Consider the following 18,386-nt stretch of genomic DNA (forward strand, 5'->3'; position numbering starts at 1 on the left):
CACCCGCCGAGGGTGCGGGGCCCGTGCCGTCACGGGGTCCGGGCGCTCGGCCGGCGGGCGAGCAGCGCCGGCACCACCTCGGCGCCCGCCGCACCGAGGACGGCCGCGCCGAGCACCACCGCCCACGACAGCGGGTCCAGCGGGGTGCAGCCGAAGAACAGGTTCACGCCGGGGGTCTGCACGATCGCCACCAGGGCGGCCAGCGAGCCGGCCACGGTGACCAGCACGAGCGGGCTGCGCCGGCCCGACCACGCCGTCTGCGCCAGCTGGGTGGTGATCAGCGCCGCCAGCCCCATCGTGCTCGCCCGGCCGGGGAAGACCGGGGTCACCCGGCCGACCGTCCAGGCGGCCGTGGCACCGGCCGCCGTCGCCGCGCCCCGCACCACCACCATGCGCCGCACCGCCGCGGTGAAGCCGCGGTGCGGGCCGGCCCGCAGCACGGGCGCGAGCGGGTGCCCGGCGAGCGGGCCGTCGTCGTCGCCCACTGGCACCTGCCGCGGGGCCGCCACCGCCACGGCGAGTGCCGGGAACATGTCGGTGAGCAGGTTGACCAGCAGCAGCTGGCGGGTGTTCACCGGCGCCCGCCCCCCGACGGCGGTGCCGAGCACGGTGAACGCCACCTCGCCGGCGTTGCCGCCGACCAGCACCGACACCGCGTCGCGCACGCGGGACCACATGGCCCGCCCCTCGGCGATCGCGTCGACCAGGCGGGTGAGATCGAGGTCGGTGAGCACGAGGTCGGCGGCGGTGCGGGCGGCCGGTGACTCGGCGCCCTCGACGCCGACGCCGACGTCGGCCAGCCGGATCGCGGCGGCGTCGTTGACCCCGTCGCCGGTCATCGCCAGCGTCGCGCCCGCGCGGCGCAAGGCGGCCACCAGGGTGACCTTCTGCTCGGGGGAGAGCCGGGCGAAGACGGCGGTCTCGGCGACCAGGCGCGCCCGCTCGGCGTCGGTGGCGCGGGTCAGCTGCGCGCCGGTGACCACCCGGTCGGCATCGGGGACGCCGGCCTGCGCGGCGATGGCGCTCGCCGTCTCGGGGTGGTCGCCGGTGGCCACCACCACCCGCACGCCGGCGGCCCGCAGCTGCTCGACGGCGCGCACCGAGGACTCGCGCAGCGTGTCCGACAGCCCGACCAGCCCGCGCAGGGCGAGCCCCGTGGCCGCCTCGTCCAGGTCGTCGGGGGTGCCGTCGACGGCGCGGTCGGCGACGGCGAGCACCCGCAGCCCCTCGCCGGCCAGCTGCCGGACGCGGTCGCGCAGCTCGGGGGCGTCGGCGCAGCGGCGCAGGACGGTCTCCGGGGCGCCCTTGACGACGAGCCGGCCGTCGCGGACGGCGGCGGAGAAGCCGCGGCCGCCGGCGAAGGCGAGGCTCGCTTCGGGCGGGGAGTCCCAGGCGTCGCCGGCCGCGTCCAGCACGGCGCGGTCGGTCTCGTGCGCGCCGTCGTCGCCGTTGCCCATGCCCGCGGCGGCCAGCCGGAGCAGCTCCTCCTCGCTGCCGCCGTCCAGGGGGAGCAGCCGGGTGACGCGCAGCCGGTTCTCGGTGAGCGTCCCGGTCTTGTCGAAGCAGACGGTGTCGACCCGGCCGAGGGCCTCCAGCACCCGGGCGCTGCGCACGACCGCGCCGCGCCCGGAGAGCCGGCGGGCCGCGGCCTGCTGGGCGACCGTGGCCACGAGCGGCAGCCCCTCGGGGACCGCGGCGACCGCGATCGCCAGCCCGGCGGCGACCGACTCGCGCAGCGGGCGGCCCCACAGCACGCCGAGCAGGGTGACCGCCCCGCCGCCGGCGAGGGTGAGCGGGAGGACGGCGCGGGTGAGCTCGGCCAGCCGCGCCTGCACGCCGGCCGGTGGCGCCGCACCCCCGGCGGCGCGGGCGGCCCGCCCGGCCTGGGTGGCCGCACCGACCGCGACGACGACGGCGCGGCCCCGCCCGGCGACCACCGTGGTGCCGTCGAAGAGCATGCAGGTGCGGTCGGCGAGGTCGGCTCCCGGCGTCGCGGGCACCGACTTGGCGACCGACAGCGACTCCCCGGTCAGGCTCGACTCGTCGACCTCCAGGTCCTCGGCGTCCAGCAGCCGGGCGTCGGCGCCGACGATGTCGCCGGGCTCGACGAGCACGACGTCGCCCAGGCGCAGCGCGGTCGCGGGCACCTCCTCGGTCCCGCCGTCGGTCTCCCGCCGGGCGCAGTGTGCCTGCTCGAGCAGCAGCGACTCCAGGGCGCTCTCGGCGCGCATCCGCTGCAGCCCGCTGACGACGGCGTTGATGGCGGTGACGCTGCCGACCAGCACCGCGTCGGTGATCTCGCCGAGCACCGCGGTCGCCGCGGCCCCGGTGGCCAGGATCGGGGTGAGCGGGTCGGCGAGCTCCGCGGCGACGGTGCGGGTGAACCGGACCGGGACGCGGACGGCGGGGAGCGCGGCCGCCCGCCGCGCGGCCGCGGGCAGCCGGCCGGGCCGGTGCTCGGGCGCGGCCGGGACGTCGGCCAGCCGGCGGAGGACGTCGTCGGGGTCGAGCGCGTGCCAGGGGGTGTGCACCGTGGGGGCGGGCACGGGGCGGCGGGCGGCGCGGACGGCGGCGCGGGTGCCGGCGGCCATCGTGCTCAACGTGGCGTACTTGCCCGGCGTCGTCGCCCGGCGCTGGCCGAGCCGCGGGCTGCCGACGGCGGCGAGCAGCCCGCCCAGGACGTTGCCGGTGAGCGCGGCGCCGGCCGACCGGCGGCTGGTGGCCTTGGCGTCGGGGACGGCGGCGACGACGCGGCAGGCGTCGGCGAGGCCGGGGTCGGTGACCAGGTCGGCGCCCCACGCCGGGGCGTGGCCGGCGAGCACCGGGGCGAGGCCGACGTCGGCGGCCATCAGCGCGGGCCCGTCGGTCGCCGAGACGAGCAGCACGCCGCGGCCGTCCTCCTGCAGCGCGCGCACGGTGTCGACGAGCGCCTCGTCGTCCGCGACCTCGTCGGCCAGCCCGGTGACGTCGCGGGCGCCGACGTGCCGGGTGAGCACGAGCCGCAGCCCCGCGTCGGCGACGGTGGTGAGCAGCGCCTCGGCGTGCGGGTCGAGCTCGGCGGCGACCGTCACCGTGCCGACCCGCCGGCGGCCCTGGAGCAGGGAGCGCACCTCGCCGCCGGGGGCGTCGTCGCTCCTGCGCACCGGCCCGAGCCGGAGCCGGGCCGGGGCGTCCTCGTCCGGCCCGTCGCCGCTGAGCAGCCGGGTGGCGGCCGACCAGACGGCGGCGTCGTCCCACCCGTCGGCCGCCGCGGTGGCCTCGACGACCACCGGGGGGCCGGTGCAGAGCGCGGCGGCGTCGACGACGACGGTGTCGACGCGGTCGAGGCGGCGGTAGGCCGAGCCGTCCAGCGGGAGGATGCCCTGGCGGCAGAGCAGCAGGTCGAGGGTGGCGGCGAAGGACTCCCGGCCGTGCACGGCGGCCTTGGGGGTGAGCGCCCGCAGCAGGTCGGCGGAGCGGCCGGGGCGGCGGGTGAGCGCGAGCAGGCCCAGCGCCGCGCCGAGCTCGGTCGGGCCCAGCCGGTCGCGGTAGGTCTCGATCGGCCCCCTCGGCAGCGCGCCGGGGCGCGGGCCGGGCGGTGGCTCGGGGGTGCGGTCGTCGTCGGGCTCGGGGCCGCACAGCTCCCGCTCGCGGCGGCGCCACACCTGCCGGCGGGCCCGCATCTCCAGGGCTCGCTGGACGGCGGCGGCGGCGTTGAGCGCCGGCACCGTGGGGCTCTGGGTGAGCGAGTGCAGCACCGCGCTGGTGCCCTCGAACACGAGGTCGGTGCCCACCGGGCCGATGCGGTCCGACAGCGCCCGCTTGAGCCACTGCTGGGTGTCGAGCAGCGCCATGACGAGGGTGGCGTGCCGGTGCACCGCGGGGACCGGCAGGTACTTGGCGGCGGTCGCGACGCCGAAGGCCACGGTGTCGACGGCGGCGGCGAGGACGGCGGCCAGCAACGGCTCGACGTCGGCCGGGTGGTCGGGGCGCTGCGGGAAGACACCGGTGCCACCGCGGGCCTGCTCGATCTCGGTGACCACGCCGACGACGTCCTCGAGGCCGACCCGGCGGGCGTCGACGGCGACCAGCACCCGGCCGACGACGTCGTTCACCGTGGCCCACTCGACGCCCTCGAGCCGCTCCAGGTGGCGGCGCAGCGCGGCGCGGGCGGCGGGGGCGTCGTCGTCGGCGGGTTCCTCGAGCTCGACCTGCAGGCGGTCGCGGTCGCCCCAGACACGGCGGGTGTGCCGCGCCGGCGGCGGCTCGAGCAGGCCGCGGGCGGCGTCGACGAGGTCGTGCAGGTGGCCGCTGGGCAGCGGGTCGGCGCCGGTGACGAGGGTGCCGACCGCGCGCGTGCCGGAGACGGCGGCGTCGTGGACCAGGTGCAGCGACCCGGTCACCCCGGCGCGGGCGAGCCGCGTCGTCCCCCCGACCAGCCCGGCGCCGACGACGACCGGGACGGCGGCCAGCGCGGCGGCGCCGGTGGCCACGCGCGCGACGTCGTGGGCAGCCCGGCGGGCCGAGTCGAGCCGGTGGAGCAGAGTCATGGATCTCCCGTGACGACGGTCACGGCAAACGGTACGTGGACGGCGGGTGAACCGCAGGGGAGCTGGACGCGGCGCCGCCCCGGGGCCCGTGCGGACCCCGGGGCGGCGCGCGGTGGGTCAGCGGCTCACGAGCAGTGCCCGCCCGGCGCCTCGTCCCCGCCGCTGGCCGACGCGCAGTGCGACGACGCCGACCCCGGTACGCCGAGCGCGGGATTGCGGTCGAAGAACCCGACCGGCTTGAGCGTGAACCCGGCGTAGTCGACCGGCATGACCGGCCAGTCCTCGGGCCGCGGGAAGTGGGTCAGCCCGAAGGTGTGCCACAGGACGACGTCGGTGTCGGTCAGCGGCGCGTCGTCGGCGACGAACGCCGGGAGACCGGCCGAGCCGGGGTGCTGGTTGACGAAGTCGCCGGCCGCGTACCTCTCCGCCGGGTCGTACCGGGTGACCCACAGGTGCTTGCTGGAGAAGGTGGCCCGGGCGTGCACCGACGACGACTCGTCGGCCAGCAGCGCCGGACCGCCCTCGGGGTGCAGCGCGTACCCGACCGGCTGACCCAGCCGGTTCCTCTTCGACCGGTTGACCACGTGCCACACCCGGCCGACGGTGGCGTCGGCCATCCGCGCGGCGCCGGCCTCGCTGGTCAGCGGCGTCATGCGGCGGGTGAACGCGTTGCCGTAGGAGTTGACCTCGCTGACCGGCTGCCGGACGGCGTCGACCTCGTAGACGGTGTTGTCGACGCCGTCGACGGCCATGTCGAGCCGCGCGGAGAACAGGTGCTGGTGGAACGGCGCGCCGAGGCCCGGAGCGACCTCGGTGGCGTACGGGTGCTCCTCCCCGCGGTAGGCCGACGTGAACACGATGCCGGTGGCCTTGCTCTCCAGCTGGATCGTGCCGTCGAGGTAGAGGTACCAGTAGAAGCCGTAGTCGTAGTTGCCGATGGTGGTGAAGAAGCTGATCACCAGCCGGCGCTGGCGCCGCGTCTCGGCCATCCCGTTGAACATGTCGGTGTGCTTCCAGAGGACGCCGTAGTCCTCCTCGTGCATGCAGATCGCGTTGCGGATCGTGCGCGGGGCGCCGTCCTCGTCGGCGATCGTGGCGTCGAAGTAGCGGATCTCGCCGAGGCAGTCGCAGCCGAGCTCCAGCGAGTTGGTGTACCGCGCGAAGAGGTATTCGCCGGTGTCGAAGTAGTTCTGCCAGAACCGCACCGGCGAGGGGTCGGCGTAGGGCACCACCATCTCCGCGATCGAGGCGCGGTGGATGACCGAGCGGCCGTCGATCGAGAGCTGGTTGAGGATCAGCCCCTCGCGCATGTCGAAGCCGATGCGGAACCGCCAGCCGGCCCAGGTGACCTCGTCGCCGTCGACGGTGAAGCTCGGCCCCTCCGGCTGGACGATCTCGATCGGCTTGAGGTCGCGGACCGGCGCGGGGTGCACGTCGGGGGTGAGGTCGGCGCGCTCGGCGGGCACCGCCAGGTCGAAGTGGTCCTGCACCGCCGTCGCCACGCCGCGGGTGATGTCGACGAAGGCGACGACGCCGTCGACCGGGTGGGCCCAGGGCAGGTCGGCCTCGTCGGCCTGGTGGAAGCCGAGCACGCGGACGATCCGGTGGCCCGCCTCGTCGGCGAAGTAGGAGCCGGCCGACAGGGGCACGGCGCGCACGTCGGCGACGTCGAGCCCCCGCTTCGCCATCGCCGCGACCCAGCGCTCGTCGGCGGCGAGGATCGGCTCGATCGACTCGAACTCGGCGTCGAGGATCGGCACCTGCCCGTCGGCGACGGCGTCGAGCTCGACGTCGCGGACGACGGTGCCGGCGGTCAGCGAGACGGTGACGTCGCGGCCGGCGCCGGTGGCGCGGTCGAGCAGCAGCGCGCGGACCCGGCGCTCGACGGCGTCGCCCGGCCGCCAGGCCAGCACCTGGGCCTTGTGCGGCTCCTCGAGGCCGAGGTAGACGAACTTGCTGGACTCGGCGCAGAGGCCGGCGGCGCGGACGATCGCCGTCGCGGCGGCGATCTCCTCGCCCGTCAGCCGGGCGAGCGGGTGGGTGGTCGTGCCGGTGGTGACGGCGGTCATGGGACGTGCCTACTCCTGGGCGTGCGGAAGGGGAAGGGCTCCGGTCGGGGCTCGGATCGGCGCCGTCCACGTGACCGGGAGCACTCCGGCGTTCCGGCCGGACGGGTGCCGTGAGGGTGGGGGCATCGGCTAGACAGTCCCCATGACCGAGCTGACGACGGCGACAGGCGGGGGCTGGCTGGCCCGCGAGGAGATGGACGCGGCGCGCGAGCGGCTGCCGATCCTGTACGTCGACGTGGTGCCCGTCCGGGTGGACGAGCACGGCACGGTGACGTCGATCGGGCTGCTGCTGCGGGCCGGTGAGGACGGGCAGATCAAGCGGGCGCTGGTATCGGGCCGGGTGCTGTACCACGAGCGGGTGCGGGCGGCGCTGCTGCGGCACCTGGAAAAGGACCTCGGCCCGCTCGCGCTGCCGCGGATCCCGCCCGCGCCGCAGCCGTTCACCGTCGCCGAGTACTTCCCGACGCCGGGGGTGACGCCGTTCCACGACCCGCGCCAGCACGCGGTGTCGCTGGCCTACGTGGTGCCGGTCGAGGGGGACTGCTCGCCGCAGCAGGACGCACTGGAGCTCACCTGGTTCTCGCCGCTGGAGGCGCGCGACCCTGCGGTGCTGGCCGAGCTGACCAACGGGCAGAGCACCCTGCTGCTGCAGGCGCTGGCCCACCTGGGGGTCTGACTCACCCGGTCGGAGGGGCCCCCGCTCCAGCTCCGGTCGTGCCCACCCGATCAAACGGTCGTGCGCATGAGTCGGATGGCCCCGGAGGTGGCCACCCCGCGAGTGGTCGCCCGGACCGCCGGGCTGCTCACCGCTCTGGGCGGGGTGGCGGCGGTCGGGCTGGTCATCGGCACGCCCGGCGGACTCGATCACGTGCACCCGGCCGTCACCGCCCTCGGGCCGTTCACGACCCTGGTGGGGCTGGCGGTCGTGCGCTGGGGGCACCTGGTGCCGCGCGGCTTCTTCCAGGCGCTGCTGGTGCTGGGCGTCGCCGGCATCGGCGTCTTCGCGCTCTCCGCGCCGACGGTGAGCGGCGCGGTCGCGGTGCTGGCGCTGTCGGCGTTCGCGGCCATGGTCGCCTTCCTCTTCTTCCCGCGGCCGTGGGCGCTCGGCTTCCTGACCGAGATGCTCGCCATCGGCACGGTGGTCGTCGCTCTGCGCGGTGACGTCCCCGCCGGGACCGCCGTCGTCCTGGCGGTGCTGGTGCTGGGCTCGGCCGGCGCCGTCGGGGTGCTGGCGCGGCGGGCGGCCAGCGCCGAGGAGGACGCGCTCACCGGGCTGGTCAACCGGCGCGGCTTCGACGAGATGCTGGACACGGCGGTGCGGACGGCGGTGCGCTCGGGCGAGCCGCTGTCGGCTGCGCTGTTCGACCTCGACCACTTCAAGACCGTCAACGACACGCAGGGCCACGCGGCCGGCGACGAGCTGCTGCGCGCGGTCGCGGCCACGTGGCGGCCGCTGCTGCCCCGGGGTGCGGTGCTGGCGCGGCACGGGGGCGACGAGTTCTCCCTGCTGCTGCCCGCCTCGGACGGCGAGCGGGCGCTGGCGGTCGCGGAGTCGCTGCGGGCGGCGCTGCCGCAGGTGGGGACGTCGGTGGGCGTGGCGCAGCTGGCGCTCGGCGACTCGCCGTCGGACCTCATGCGCCGGGCCGACGCCGCGCTGTACCGGGTGAAGACGCTCGGCCGCGGGCGCAGCGAGCTGGACGCCGACGGGCAGAGCCCGCTGGCGCGCGACCTGGCCGCCGCGCTCGCCGCCGGCCGCTCCGGCGGGCTGTCGGTTCACCTGCAGCCGATCGTCACCCCGGCGGACGGCGAGGTCGTGGGCGTGGAGGCGCTGGTGCGCTGGGTCCACCTGTCGCGCGGGCCCGTCCCGCCGGCGGAGTTCGTGCCGGTGGCCGAGCAGGAGGGCCTGGTCGGTGCGCTGGGCGCGTTCGTGTGGGCGGCGGCGTGCGAGGACGCGCGGACGCTGTCGGCGGCGACCGGGCGCGCGCTGTTCCTCACGGTCAACGTGTCGGGCCTGGAGCTGGACGACCCGGGCTTCCCCGACCGGGTGCTCGCGGCGCTGGCGGCGACCGGCTGGCCGGCGGAGCGCACCGTGGTCGAGGTGACCGAGAGCCTGGTCGAGGCGGAGACGACCCGGTCGGTCGCGGCGCTGCACGCGCTGCGCGAGCACGGGCTGCGGGTGGCGATCGACGACTTCGGCACCGGCTACTCGGCGCTGGCGCGGCTGGACACGCTGCCCACGGACTTCCTGAAGCTGGACAACTCCTTCGTCTCGGCGATCACCACCTCCAGCCGGCGGGCGCGGCTGCTGCGCAGCGTCATGGCGCTGGCCGACGCGCTGGAGCTGGTCCTCGTCGCCGAGGGCGTGGAGACACCGGAGCAGGCGCGGGCGCTGGTCGAGCTGGGCTGCCCGCGGGCGCAGGGCTACCTGTACGGGCGGCCGAGGCCGGTCGGTGAGCTCGTCACCGAGCTCGGGCCCGGGGTCCGGGTGTAGCCGACCGCCGTCGCGCGCCATCCCGCCCTGGCGCACGAGCGGCCCCGGCGTGCGCCGCCGGGGCCGTCCGTGCGCAGGACCGGTCGGTTCAGAAGCTCGACCGCGGCACCCCCATGCCCGGGTCGATGCGGGTCGGCCCGGACGCGGACGGCTCCACGTCGAAGTCGAAGATCCCGGTGGGCAGGTAGACCGTCGAGCACGAGTTCGGGATGTCGACCACCCCGGAGAGCCGGCCCTCGATCGGTGCGGCCCCGAGGATCATGTAGCCCTGCTCCGGCGTGTAGCCGAACTTGGTCAGGTAGTCGATCGCGTGCAGGCAGGCGCGCTGGTAGGACAGGTGCGAGTCCAGGTAGCGCTGCTCGTCGTCCAGGGTCACCGACGTGCCGGAGAACGCCAACCAGCGCTCGTACCGCGGGTCGACGTTGCCCGGCAGGAAGATGGCGTTCTCGCCGACGCCGTAGGTCTCCATGCCGCCCTTGATCAGGTCGACGTGCAGGTCGATGAAGCCGCCCATCTCGATCGCGCCGCAGAAGGTGATCTCGCCGTCGCCCTGCGAGAAGTGCAGGTCGCCGAGCGAGAGCTTCGCGCCGTCGACGTACACCGGGTAGAAGACCCGGCTGCCCTTGGTGAGGTTCTTGATGTCCTGGTTGCCGCCGTTCTCCCGGGGCGGTGCGGTGCGCGCGGCCTCGCCGGCCACCCGGTCGTAGTCGGCGCCCTGCAGCGTGCCGAGGATCGCGTCCTGGGGGAGCGGCGGCAGCGCCAGCGGCGGCACCCGGTCGGGGTCGGTGTCGATGAGCGCCTGCTCCCGGCGGTTCCAGCGGGCGAGCAGCTCCGCCGACGGTGCGGTGCCCATGAGCCCCGGGTGCACGATGCCGGTGAACGAGACGCCGGGGACGTGCCGGGAGGTGGCGGTCTGCCCGGAGAAGTCCCAGATCGTCTTGTAGGCGTCGGGGAACTGGTCGGTGAGGAAGCCGCCGCCGTTCTGCTTGGCGAAGATGCCGGTGTAGCCCCACCCCTGGCCGGCGAGCGGCCCGGAGTCCTCCTGCGGGATCGGCCCGACGTCGAGGATGTCGACGATCAGCAGGTCGCCCGGCTGCGCACCCTCGACGTGGAAGGGCCCGCTCAGGCAGTGCACCGTGGACAGCGGCGCGTCGCGGATGTCGTCGGCGGAGTCGTCGTTGTGGATGGCGCCGTCGAACCACTCCCGGCAGTCGACGCGGAAGGTGTCGCCCGGGCGGACGGTGACGTTGGCCGGGATGTCGGGGTGCCAGCGGTTGTGCCCGACGTACTGCTGATCGGTGAACTTCTTCGACGAGTCGAGGGGGTACACGACTTTCGGCACGGATGACCTCCAGGTCTAGGCGGTGCGCGTCCGGGATGGGAGCGAGGCTGGGTGCGGGTGCTGGATCGGCGTCACCGCCTCTCGTGGGCGGAGGGGGTGCCGGAGCGGGAGGACGGCGGCGCCTCGGGCTCCCGGAGCTCCGGGGCGGGCGCCGTCGCCTCGGTGGCCGCCGGCTCGCGCAGCCGCGGGGCCAGCGCCAGTGACGCCAGGCAGATGACCGCGAGGGCGATCGCCGACTCGGTGAGGTAGTCGCCCCAGACGCCGGTGAGCAGCAGGAACGCCGGGACGGCGGCGGTGAACACGCCGGCGACGACGGCCACGAGCCCGGTGAACCGGGTCCACTCCTCCCGCTTCAGCCCGAGGACGACCCAGAACAGCCCCCACAGGACCGCCCAGTAGAGCCAGATGACGCCGAAGGCGGGGTCGTCCAGGCGCCCGAAGTTGAGCCCGGCGTAGACCAGGGCGCAGCAGGCGACGAACGCGGAGAACCAGCCGAGCCCGGTGCCGTCCAGGTCGCCCAGCAGGTTGAAGCCCACGTAGAGGTAGGTGAAGCCGAACAGGTACAGGCCCGAGGCGGCGAGGATCGTGTCGGGGTCACCGCCGGAGGTGACGATCAGGAAGGTCGGCGTGAGCACCTGCAGCCCGCCGACGAAGAAGTTCAACGGCGCGGCCGCGCGGGCGTCCACCCACCCGAGCAGCATCAGCCCGTTGAGGATCAGCACGGCCCCGACGTAGAGCAGTCCGACGCTGGCCATGGCGACGTCCCTTCATCGGGGGTCGGCGGAGCGGTGTGCCGGCCGGCGGACCGCTCCGGTGGGCGACGCCCGGCTCAGGGCCGGGGCAGGTGGCGGAGCGCGGGGTTGGCGGCGACCGGCGAGCGGCGGGCCGGTCGTGGGCCGGGGGAGGAGACGACCTCGGGTTCGTCGCGGGTCCGCTCGGTCCGGTCGATCAGCGCGCGGCGCGCGGGGTCGCCGAAGGAGAGGCGCGGCGGGGTGAAGACCCGGACCGCGGTGGACCCGCACGTGGGGCAGCAGGTCGTCGGCTCGGCGGTGCCGATCGGGAGCGAGCGCTCCGTCAGGCCGTGGTCGTCGCATCGGTACACGTAGGAAGCCATCGCCGTCCTCGTCACTCGCGGTGTTCGAGCAGGCGACCCACGCTCTCGGTGGCCGGAGGACCGGTCAAGGCCTCCGGGAACCCGGCGGCATCCGAGATCGTTCCGGTACGCCAAATCCCGCGCGCGCCCTCACGCACCGTGCTGTCCCCTGCGGACTCCGCCGCTCAGGGCGCCCGCTGTCGTCCCGGCCGCTACACCGGGACGGAGGCCGGCTCGGGCTGCTGCGGGACGGCGCTCGGCTGCCCCCATGCTGCGTGGGCCGCTCCGGCGGCGACCACGACGGCGGCGGCGACGGCGGGGGCCACCAGCGCGGTGCCCGCGCCCAGCCGGTCGGCGACCACGCCGGTGAGCGCGGAGGCGACCGCCTGGCCGACGACGACCGCGGACCCGAGCATCGTCATGGTGGTCGCCGAGCGGCCGGCCGGGCTCAGCGACGCGGCGAGGCTGTACAGGGTGACCAGCGTCGGCCCGACGCCGCAGCCGAGCACCGCGAGGGCCGCCACGAGCGCCGGCACCGACCCGGCGCACGCGTAGCCGATCGCGGCGGCGAGCAGCAGCGAGCCGAACGCGAGCCACCGCGCCGGCAGCGGAAAGCGCGCCGGCAGGGCCGCGGTGCCGAGCGCGAACACGGCGGACCCGATGCCCATGACGCCGTAGAGCAGGCCGGCGCGGTCGCCGTCGCCGTCGACGGCCAGGAAGCCGGTGAGCGAGGTGAGGGTGGCGCCGAAGAAGAGGCCGACGCCGAGCGTGCCGACCACGACGGTCAGCAGCGGGAAGCGGGTGAGCTCGCGGGCGGGTGCTTGCCGGTCCGTCGCCCGGCCCGTGCCCGGGTGCAGCCGGCCGGTGGGGTGCAGGGCGAACGCGGTGACGAACACGAACGTCAGCGCCGAGGCGCCGGCGATGGCGACCCACGGGGCGATCGCGGTGGCGAGCAGCCCGACGAGGAAGGGGCCGACGATGAAGACCATCTCGTCGGCGGCGGACTCGTAGGCCATCGTGCTGCTGAGCACCCGCTCGCGGCGGTCGCGGTGCACCGACCGGCGGATGATCGCCATCAGCCGGGTGCGCGACATGGGGGCGATCTGCGGCGCGGAGGCGCCGATGAGCACGGACAGGGCCAGGAGCGCGGCGTCGGCCGCGGTGCTCGCGACGACCAGCGGGAAGGCGCCCAGCAGGCTCGCGTTGAGCAGGCCCACCGGGACGAGCACGCGGCGCTGCCCGAAGCGGTCGACCGCGGCACCGAGCAGCGGGCCGGCCAGCGCGGTGCCGAGGCCGGCGCAGGCGGAGTTCAGGCCGCCGAGGGTCACCGAGCCGCGCTCGGCGACGACGAGGGTGAGCACGCCGACGACCATCATCGCGAACGGCAGCCGCGCGATGAACGCGAGCGGGAAGTAGGAGAGACCGGCGGAGCGGATCACCGCGGAGTCGGTCGGGCGCGTGTGGAACATGACCTCTGCTGCTGCGGATCGGGCGTGCCGCCTTGATCCGCCGGCGAGGCCGGCAGCAGGTAGTTACACACGGACGTTCGGAACGACGACCAGGGTAGCTCTGCCTCGGCTCAGGTCCCGGGACCCTGCCGGTGGTCACCGGAAGCGCCGGCGAGCTCGGCGATGGGCGCGGACCACGCGTCGGGCGCCGTCCAGACGAAGCTGTGCGCGCCGGGAACGCTGCGGAACCGGCCGTCCCGCGCCCGCGCGCCGAGCTCGCGCGCCCAGGCCTCGGTGCAGAGGCGGTCGCGGTCGCCGTGGAGGACGAGCACGGGGCAGCCGACCCGCTCGACGGTGTCCTCGAGGCGGTCGGCGAGGTGGGTGGCCAGGGCGTGCCGGACCCGCCGCAGCCCGGCGCGGCGCCGGTCGGGGGTGTGCTGGACGTCGAGCTCCGGCGGCTCGAGCTCGTGGTTGCGCCGCCAGGCGAGCAGGACGCGGCGCATGCTCCGGTAGGCCGGGTCGACGGTCGGGCTGGCGAGCACCAGCGCCCGCACCCGCCCGGGCTCGCGGGCCGCGACGTGGGCGGCGACCTGGGTGCCGCTGGAGTGCCCGACGAGCACCGCGTCCTCGGGCCCGCCGGCAACGAGCCAGTGGGCGACCGCGTCGGCGTGCTGGACGACGTCCATCGGGTGCGGCGGCTCGCCGCTGCCGGCGAAGCCGGGCAGCTCGACGAGGTGCGCGCGGGTCCAGGTGCCGAGGGCCTCCAGGGCGGGCTGGAGGTAGCCGGCGACGGCCAGGCCCGGGACGACGACCACCTCCGCGACGCCGGGGCGCGGGGTGCCGGCCACGCGGCTGCGCATCACGCCCCAGGGAGTGGGGCGGTGCTGCAGCTCGACGGCCGGCGGCACGCGCTACCGGGCGCCGGTCGGCGCGGTGACCTGCCGGAACCCGGCGCCGCGGCGGTCGGTGGTCATGGTCGTGGACGCTAGCGGCCGGCGGGCCGGCTCGCGCTGCGGGTCGGTCGCGGCGCTGGTTGAGTGGCCGGTGGCGGTGAGCTGACGCCGCCTGTCCTGGTACCGGGAGGTTAGCGATGGCCAAGAAGAAGACCGCAGCGGGAACGTCGAAGAAGTCGATGGCGCAGGCACTCGGCGCCGTCGGGGCGGCGTTCGGGGCGATCAGCGTCCTGGCGCCGCGGGCGGTGGCGAACAGCTACGGCGTGCCGGTGTCGCCGCCGGGCCTGCAGCTGCAGCGGCTGTTCGGCAGCCGGGCGCTGGTGGTCTCCGCGCTGGCGCTGACCGCGAAGACCGACGAAGAGGTCGACCGCGGGCTGGCCGCCGTGGCGGCGATGAACCTGCTCGACACGCTGACCGCGCTCGCGGCGGCGGGCCAGGCGGGTGGCCGGACCACGACCCGGGCGATCACCAGCTCGCTGGCCTACGGCGGGGCGGCGCTGTGGATCCGCTCGCTGAAGGACTGACCCACCCGCCACCCGCCACCCGCCACCCACCGCCGGTCGCGGCGGCAGCCGCTGCCGTAGATCCCTCCTTCGAGCTATCCAGCACCGTCCGGTGCGCGCCGAGGTCCTGCAGGAAGAGGTCTCGACGACGGATCGGGTGACGCATGAGGGACACGGCAGGCCGACCGGCCGGCAGGGGGTACCGCGGGATCGCGGTCCTGGCGGCCGCGGCACTGGGATTCGGGGGCACGGCCGTCATCGGCACGCTCGCCTCCGCGGCACCGGCGGTGCCGGTCGCCGACGACTTCGGTCCGGACGGCGACGGGCTCACCCGACTCGTCGTCACGCTGGACGGCGGGGTGACCGCCGAGCAGGTGGCGCTCCTGGACGCCCACCCCGCAATCGCGTCGGCGCAGTCGCTGTTCGACGGCTCCGCGCTGGTCGCGGGGAAGGACCTCGTCCCCTCCGTCGTCACCGAGCTGCTGGCCGGGGCGCAGGTGACGCTCTCGGAGTCCGGCGAGGTGTTCGGGGAGTCGGTCTCCGACCCGGACTGGAGCCGCTTCGGCTGGAACCTCAGCAACACCGGCTCGAACTTCTACGGGCAGAGCGGGGTGGCCGAGGCCGACGTCTCCGCGCCGGAGGGCTGGCGGGCCGGCACCGGCCGGGGCCTGACCGTCGCCGTCCTCGACACCGGGCTGGCGCCCGGCCACCCCGACCTGCAGGGTGCGCTGTGGACCAACCCCGACCAGCCCTGCGGGGCCGGTGACACCGACGCCAACGGCAAGCCGGGCGACTGCCACGGCTGGAACTTCTACACGAACTCGCCCGACGTCACGAACGCCGGGCTGGACAACTCGCACGGCACCACGGTGGCCGGCGCCGCCGGCGCCCGGGCGGGGAACGGCCACGGCACCGCGGGCGTGGCGCCGGACGTCACGATCATGCCGCTGGTCATCGGCGCCGGGCGGAGCGTCGACCTCCACCTCGGCGCGCAGGCGATCCGGTACGCGGCGGACAACGGCGCCGACGTCATCAACGCCTCCTGGGGCGGCCCCGGGGGCGCGGCGATCCTGACCGAGGCGATCGACTACGCGAACAGCTTGGGCGTCGTCGTCGTGGCGGCGGCCGGCAACGACAGCGGCAACCGCGACACGTCGTTGTTCTACCCGGCCAGCATCAACCGCCCCAACGTGATCACGGTCGGAAGCAGCACGGCCGCCGACACGGTCAGCGACTTCTCGGCCTACGGGGCGGGCACGGTGGAGCTGTTCGCTCCCGGGACGCTGGTGTACACCACCTGGCCCGACGGCGGTTACCGGTTCGTGAGCGGCACCTCGATCGCGGCTCCGCAGGTGGCCGCGGCGGCGACGCTCTACCGGGGGCTGGACCGCGAGGCGTCCGCACCCGAGGTGGTGCAGCGGCTGCTCGCCGACGTCGAGCCCCGGCCGGCGTTCGCCGGCAGGTCGGTGACCGGCGGCCGGCTCTCGCTGACCAAGTTCGGGGAGACGGCGGCACCCGTGCGGTACCGCTTCACGAACATGACCGCGATGGCCGGGACGGTGACGCCGCAGGTCGTCGCCAGCGGCTCGGTGCCGGGCGGTGCCTACGAGGCGCGGATCTCGCTGGGCATGGAGCACGGCGGCGACGTCCTGGCGCTGACCCAGCACGCGATCGAGCTGAACGGCCAGACGGTGACGACCGACGACGCCGGTGAGGCGCGGTTCTCCCTGGGAAACCGGGAGGGCCTCGGCTCCCTCGTGCTGACGCCGAGCACCGAGCTGCAGGACGGCCGGTACGTGCTGGTGGTCCAGCTGGCCAAGGACGGCGAGGCGCTCGGCATGGCCTACGCCGCCCCGCTGCTGGTCGGCGAGGAGGCGCAGCGCAGCACCGAGCCGGCGCCCGAGCCGTCCCCGGGGACGCCGGTCCCACCGTCGGGTGGGAGCGCTCCGGCGCCGTCGATCGGCAGCCCGGCGCCCGGTGGTTCGGCCCCCGCGCCGGGGACCGCCCCGACGCCGGCTCCGACGTCGCCGACCTCTCCGGCGCCGTCCCTCCCGGGCGCTCCGGCGCCGTCGGCACCGGTTCCGTCCGTCGGCACCCCGGCGCCCGGTGGCTCGGCTCCCGCGCCGGGGACCTCCCCGGCGCCGGCACCGTCGACGCCCGTGGTGGACGGCGGCCGCACCCCGGACGGTGGCAGCACTCCGCCGAGCGCGCCGCGGCCGGGCAGCGAGACGCCGTCGTCGCCGGCACCCTCGGCCCCCGCACCGTCGAACCCTGCTCCGTCGGCTCCTGCTCCTGCGCCGGCACCTTCGCCGTCGGCACCGCAGCCGGCCACGGGCGGGGAGAAGCAGTACCCGTCCGTCGGGGCGTATCGCATCACCTCCATCTCGCCGTCGGTGGTGAGCGCCTCCGGTGGCACCCGGGTGCGGATCAGCGGATCGGGCTTCCAGTCCGGGGTGCTGGTGCGCGTGGGGAGCAGCACGGCGGTGCGGATCGTCGGCCTGAGCGGCACGGAGATCGTGTTCGAGTCGCCGAAGCTGGTGGCGGGCGTCTACGACGTCTTCGTCTTCGCGCCGGACCGCTCGTCGACGGTGCTCGGCGGCGGGCTGACCCTGGTGACGGCGACCTCGTCGCCGGCCCCGACGGCGCCCACCCCGACGGCGCCCGCGCCGTCCGCCCCCGGCACCGAGCCGGGCGTGGATGCACCGGGCGGCACCCCGCCGGCCGGTGGGTCCGACGGCACGGTCCGCGGTCCGCGCGGGGAGCGGCTCCTGCCGTCCGCCCGGTTCAGCGCGCTGGCCCGCTCGATCTGGACCGTCGACTGCAGCAGCGGTTGCGGCGGGTTGAGCATCTGAGGTGAGCGACGGCAGCCCCGCGACGACCGCGGTCGTCGCGGGGCTGCCGCGTTTCCCGGCACCGGGCGGGCCGCCGTGCGGTCAGCGGGCGCTCCCGTCCGGCTCGAGGGGAGCGGTGCCGACGCCGACCGGCCACCACGGGTCGACCACCGCCGGGTGTGGGGCGGTGGCTCCCGGCGGAGCGGGGCGGTCGGGCCGCAGCAACGGAGCCTGCGCGGTTAGGGTTGCGCCATGCGCAACGGAACGGGTGACGGACCAGTGCTGGTGCAGTCCGTCGACCGGGCGCTGGCGATGCTCACCGTGCTGGCCGACCGCGGCAGCGCTGGGGTCACCGATCTCGGTGCCGAGCTGGGAGTGCACAAGTCCACCGCCTCCCGGCTGCTGGCGACGCTCGAGGCGCACGGCCTGGTCGAGCAGGTGGGGGAGCGGGGCACCTACCGGCTGGGGTTCGGACTGGTGCGCCTGGGCGGGGCCAGTGCCGCACAGCTGGACCTGACCCGGCTGGGACACGAGGTGTGCGAGCGGCTGGCCGCCGAGCTGGACGAGACGGTCAACCTGGCGGTCCTCGACGGGGACAGCGCCGTCAACATCAGCCAGGTGCACGGGAGCGCCTCGGTCGGCGTCCTCAACTGGGTCGGCCGGCGCACCCCGCTGCACGCCACGTCCAGCGGCAAGGTGCTGCTGGCGTTCGGGTCCGCGGCCGCCCGCTCGGCGCTGTCGGCCGCTCCCTTCGCCCGCTACACCCCGGCGACGATCACCGACGCGGCGGTTCTCGACGAGGTGCTGCACGAGGTCCGGAGCCGGGGCTGGGCGGCGACCGAGGGCGAGTTCGAGCTGGGCCTCAACGCGGTGGCCGCGCCGGTGTGCGCGCCGGACGGGCGGTTGCTCGCCGCGCTCAGCGTCTCCGCCCCGGCCTACCGGCTCCCCGCCGAGCGGTTCTCCGTCGTTGCCGAGCGACTCTGCGCCGTCGGGCGGGAGACCGGCCACCGGCTCTCCTGAGCGTCCTATTGCGGATCCATTCGGCCGTCCGTGTCGGCGTTGTGAACTCGTTGTAAGGACTCGCGCAGGCGCGCCGTCCGACCCTTGACGGCCCCGAGCCGCTCTCG

The 18,386-nt window shown here is 75.9% G+C and carries 12 protein-coding genes; 5 read left to right on the forward strand and 7 right to left on the reverse strand.

Annotated features, from left to right (window positions below; all coding sequences use genetic code 11):
* Positions 1-29: 29 nt before the first annotated feature.
* Positions 30-4,529 (reverse strand): HAD-IC family P-type ATPase, encoded by a 4,500-nt coding sequence (locus ACI79S_RS02010; protein WP_456591768.1) that lies wholly within the window; start codon positions 4,527-4,529, stop codon positions 30-32.
* A 125-nt stretch (positions 4,530-4,654) separates the two neighbouring features.
* Complete coding sequence (locus ACI79S_RS02015) at positions 4,655-6,598, reverse strand: primary-amine oxidase (RefSeq protein WP_456591769.1); 1,944 nt, start codon at positions 6,596-6,598, stop codon at positions 4,655-4,657.
* Between the two features lie 142 nt (positions 6,599-6,740).
* Here ACI79S_RS02015 and ACI79S_RS02020 point away from each other — a divergent pair, with 142 nt between their 5' ends.
* Together ACI79S_RS02020 and ACI79S_RS02025 are read left to right on the forward strand one after the other, a co-directional pair.
* The gene (locus ACI79S_RS02020) at positions 6,741-7,274 is read left to right on the forward strand and encodes an NUDIX hydrolase family protein (RefSeq protein WP_456591770.1); all 534 of its coding nucleotides are present in this window, start codon (positions 6,741-6,743) and stop codon (positions 7,272-7,274) included.
* 66 nt (positions 7,275-7,340) lie between these two features.
* Positions 7,341-9,089 (forward strand): putative bifunctional diguanylate cyclase/phosphodiesterase, encoded by a 1,749-nt coding sequence (locus ACI79S_RS02025; RefSeq protein WP_456591771.1) that lies wholly within the window; start codon positions 7,341-7,343, stop codon positions 9,087-9,089.
* Between the two features lie 88 nt (positions 9,090-9,177).
* Here ACI79S_RS02025 and fmdA read toward each other — a convergent pair whose 3' ends face one another.
* The 5 genes from fmdA to ACI79S_RS02050 form a co-directional block, all read right to left on the reverse strand.
* Entirely contained in the window at positions 9,178-10,431 is a 1,254-nt protein-coding gene (gene fmdA / locus ACI79S_RS02030; RefSeq protein ID WP_456591772.1) for a formamidase, read from the reverse strand.
* Positions 10,432-10,502: 71 nt separating this feature from the next.
* Entirely contained in the window at positions 10,503-11,186 is a 684-nt protein-coding gene (locus tag ACI79S_RS02035; RefSeq protein ID WP_456591773.1) for an AmiS/UreI family transporter, read from the reverse strand.
* Positions 11,187-11,260: 74 nt separating this feature from the next.
* The gene (locus ACI79S_RS02040) at positions 11,261-11,545 is read right to left on the reverse strand and encodes an FmdB family zinc ribbon protein (RefSeq protein WP_456591774.1); all 285 of its coding nucleotides are present in this window, start codon (positions 11,543-11,545) and stop codon (positions 11,261-11,263) included.
* A gap of 191 nt (positions 11,546-11,736) precedes the next feature.
* On the reverse strand, positions 11,737-12,993 hold the full coding sequence (locus tag ACI79S_RS02045) for an MFS transporter (RefSeq protein ID WP_456591775.1): 1,257 nt from the start codon (positions 12,991-12,993) through the stop codon (positions 11,737-11,739).
* 110 nt (positions 12,994-13,103) lie between these two features.
* Positions 13,104-13,832, reverse strand: a complete 729-nt coding sequence (locus tag ACI79S_RS02050; protein WP_456591776.1) for an alpha/beta fold hydrolase — start codon at positions 13,830-13,832, stop codon at positions 13,104-13,106.
* Positions 13,833-14,062: 230 nt separating this feature from the next.
* On the opposite strand from ACI79S_RS02050, the gene ACI79S_RS02055 reads away from it, so the two are divergent.
* The 3 genes from ACI79S_RS02055 (at position 14,063) to ACI79S_RS02065 (ending at position 18,279) form a co-directional block, all read left to right on the forward strand.
* On the forward strand, positions 14,063-14,449 hold the full coding sequence (locus tag ACI79S_RS02055) for a hypothetical protein (RefSeq protein WP_456591777.1): 387 nt from the start codon (positions 14,063-14,065) through the stop codon (positions 14,447-14,449).
* Positions 14,450-14,592: 143 nt separating this feature from the next.
* On the forward strand, positions 14,593-17,280 hold the full coding sequence (locus ACI79S_RS02060; RefSeq protein ID WP_456591778.1) for a S8 family serine peptidase: 2,688 nt from the start codon (positions 14,593-14,595) through the stop codon (positions 17,278-17,280).
* 231 nt (positions 17,281-17,511) lie between these two features.
* On the forward strand, positions 17,512-18,279 hold the full coding sequence (locus tag ACI79S_RS02065) for an IclR family transcriptional regulator (protein ID WP_456591779.1): 768 nt from the start codon (positions 17,512-17,514) through the stop codon (positions 18,277-18,279).
* Positions 18,280-18,386 lie beyond the last annotated feature (107 nt).

This window comes from Blastococcus sp. SYSU DS1024, assembly GCF_054050795.1.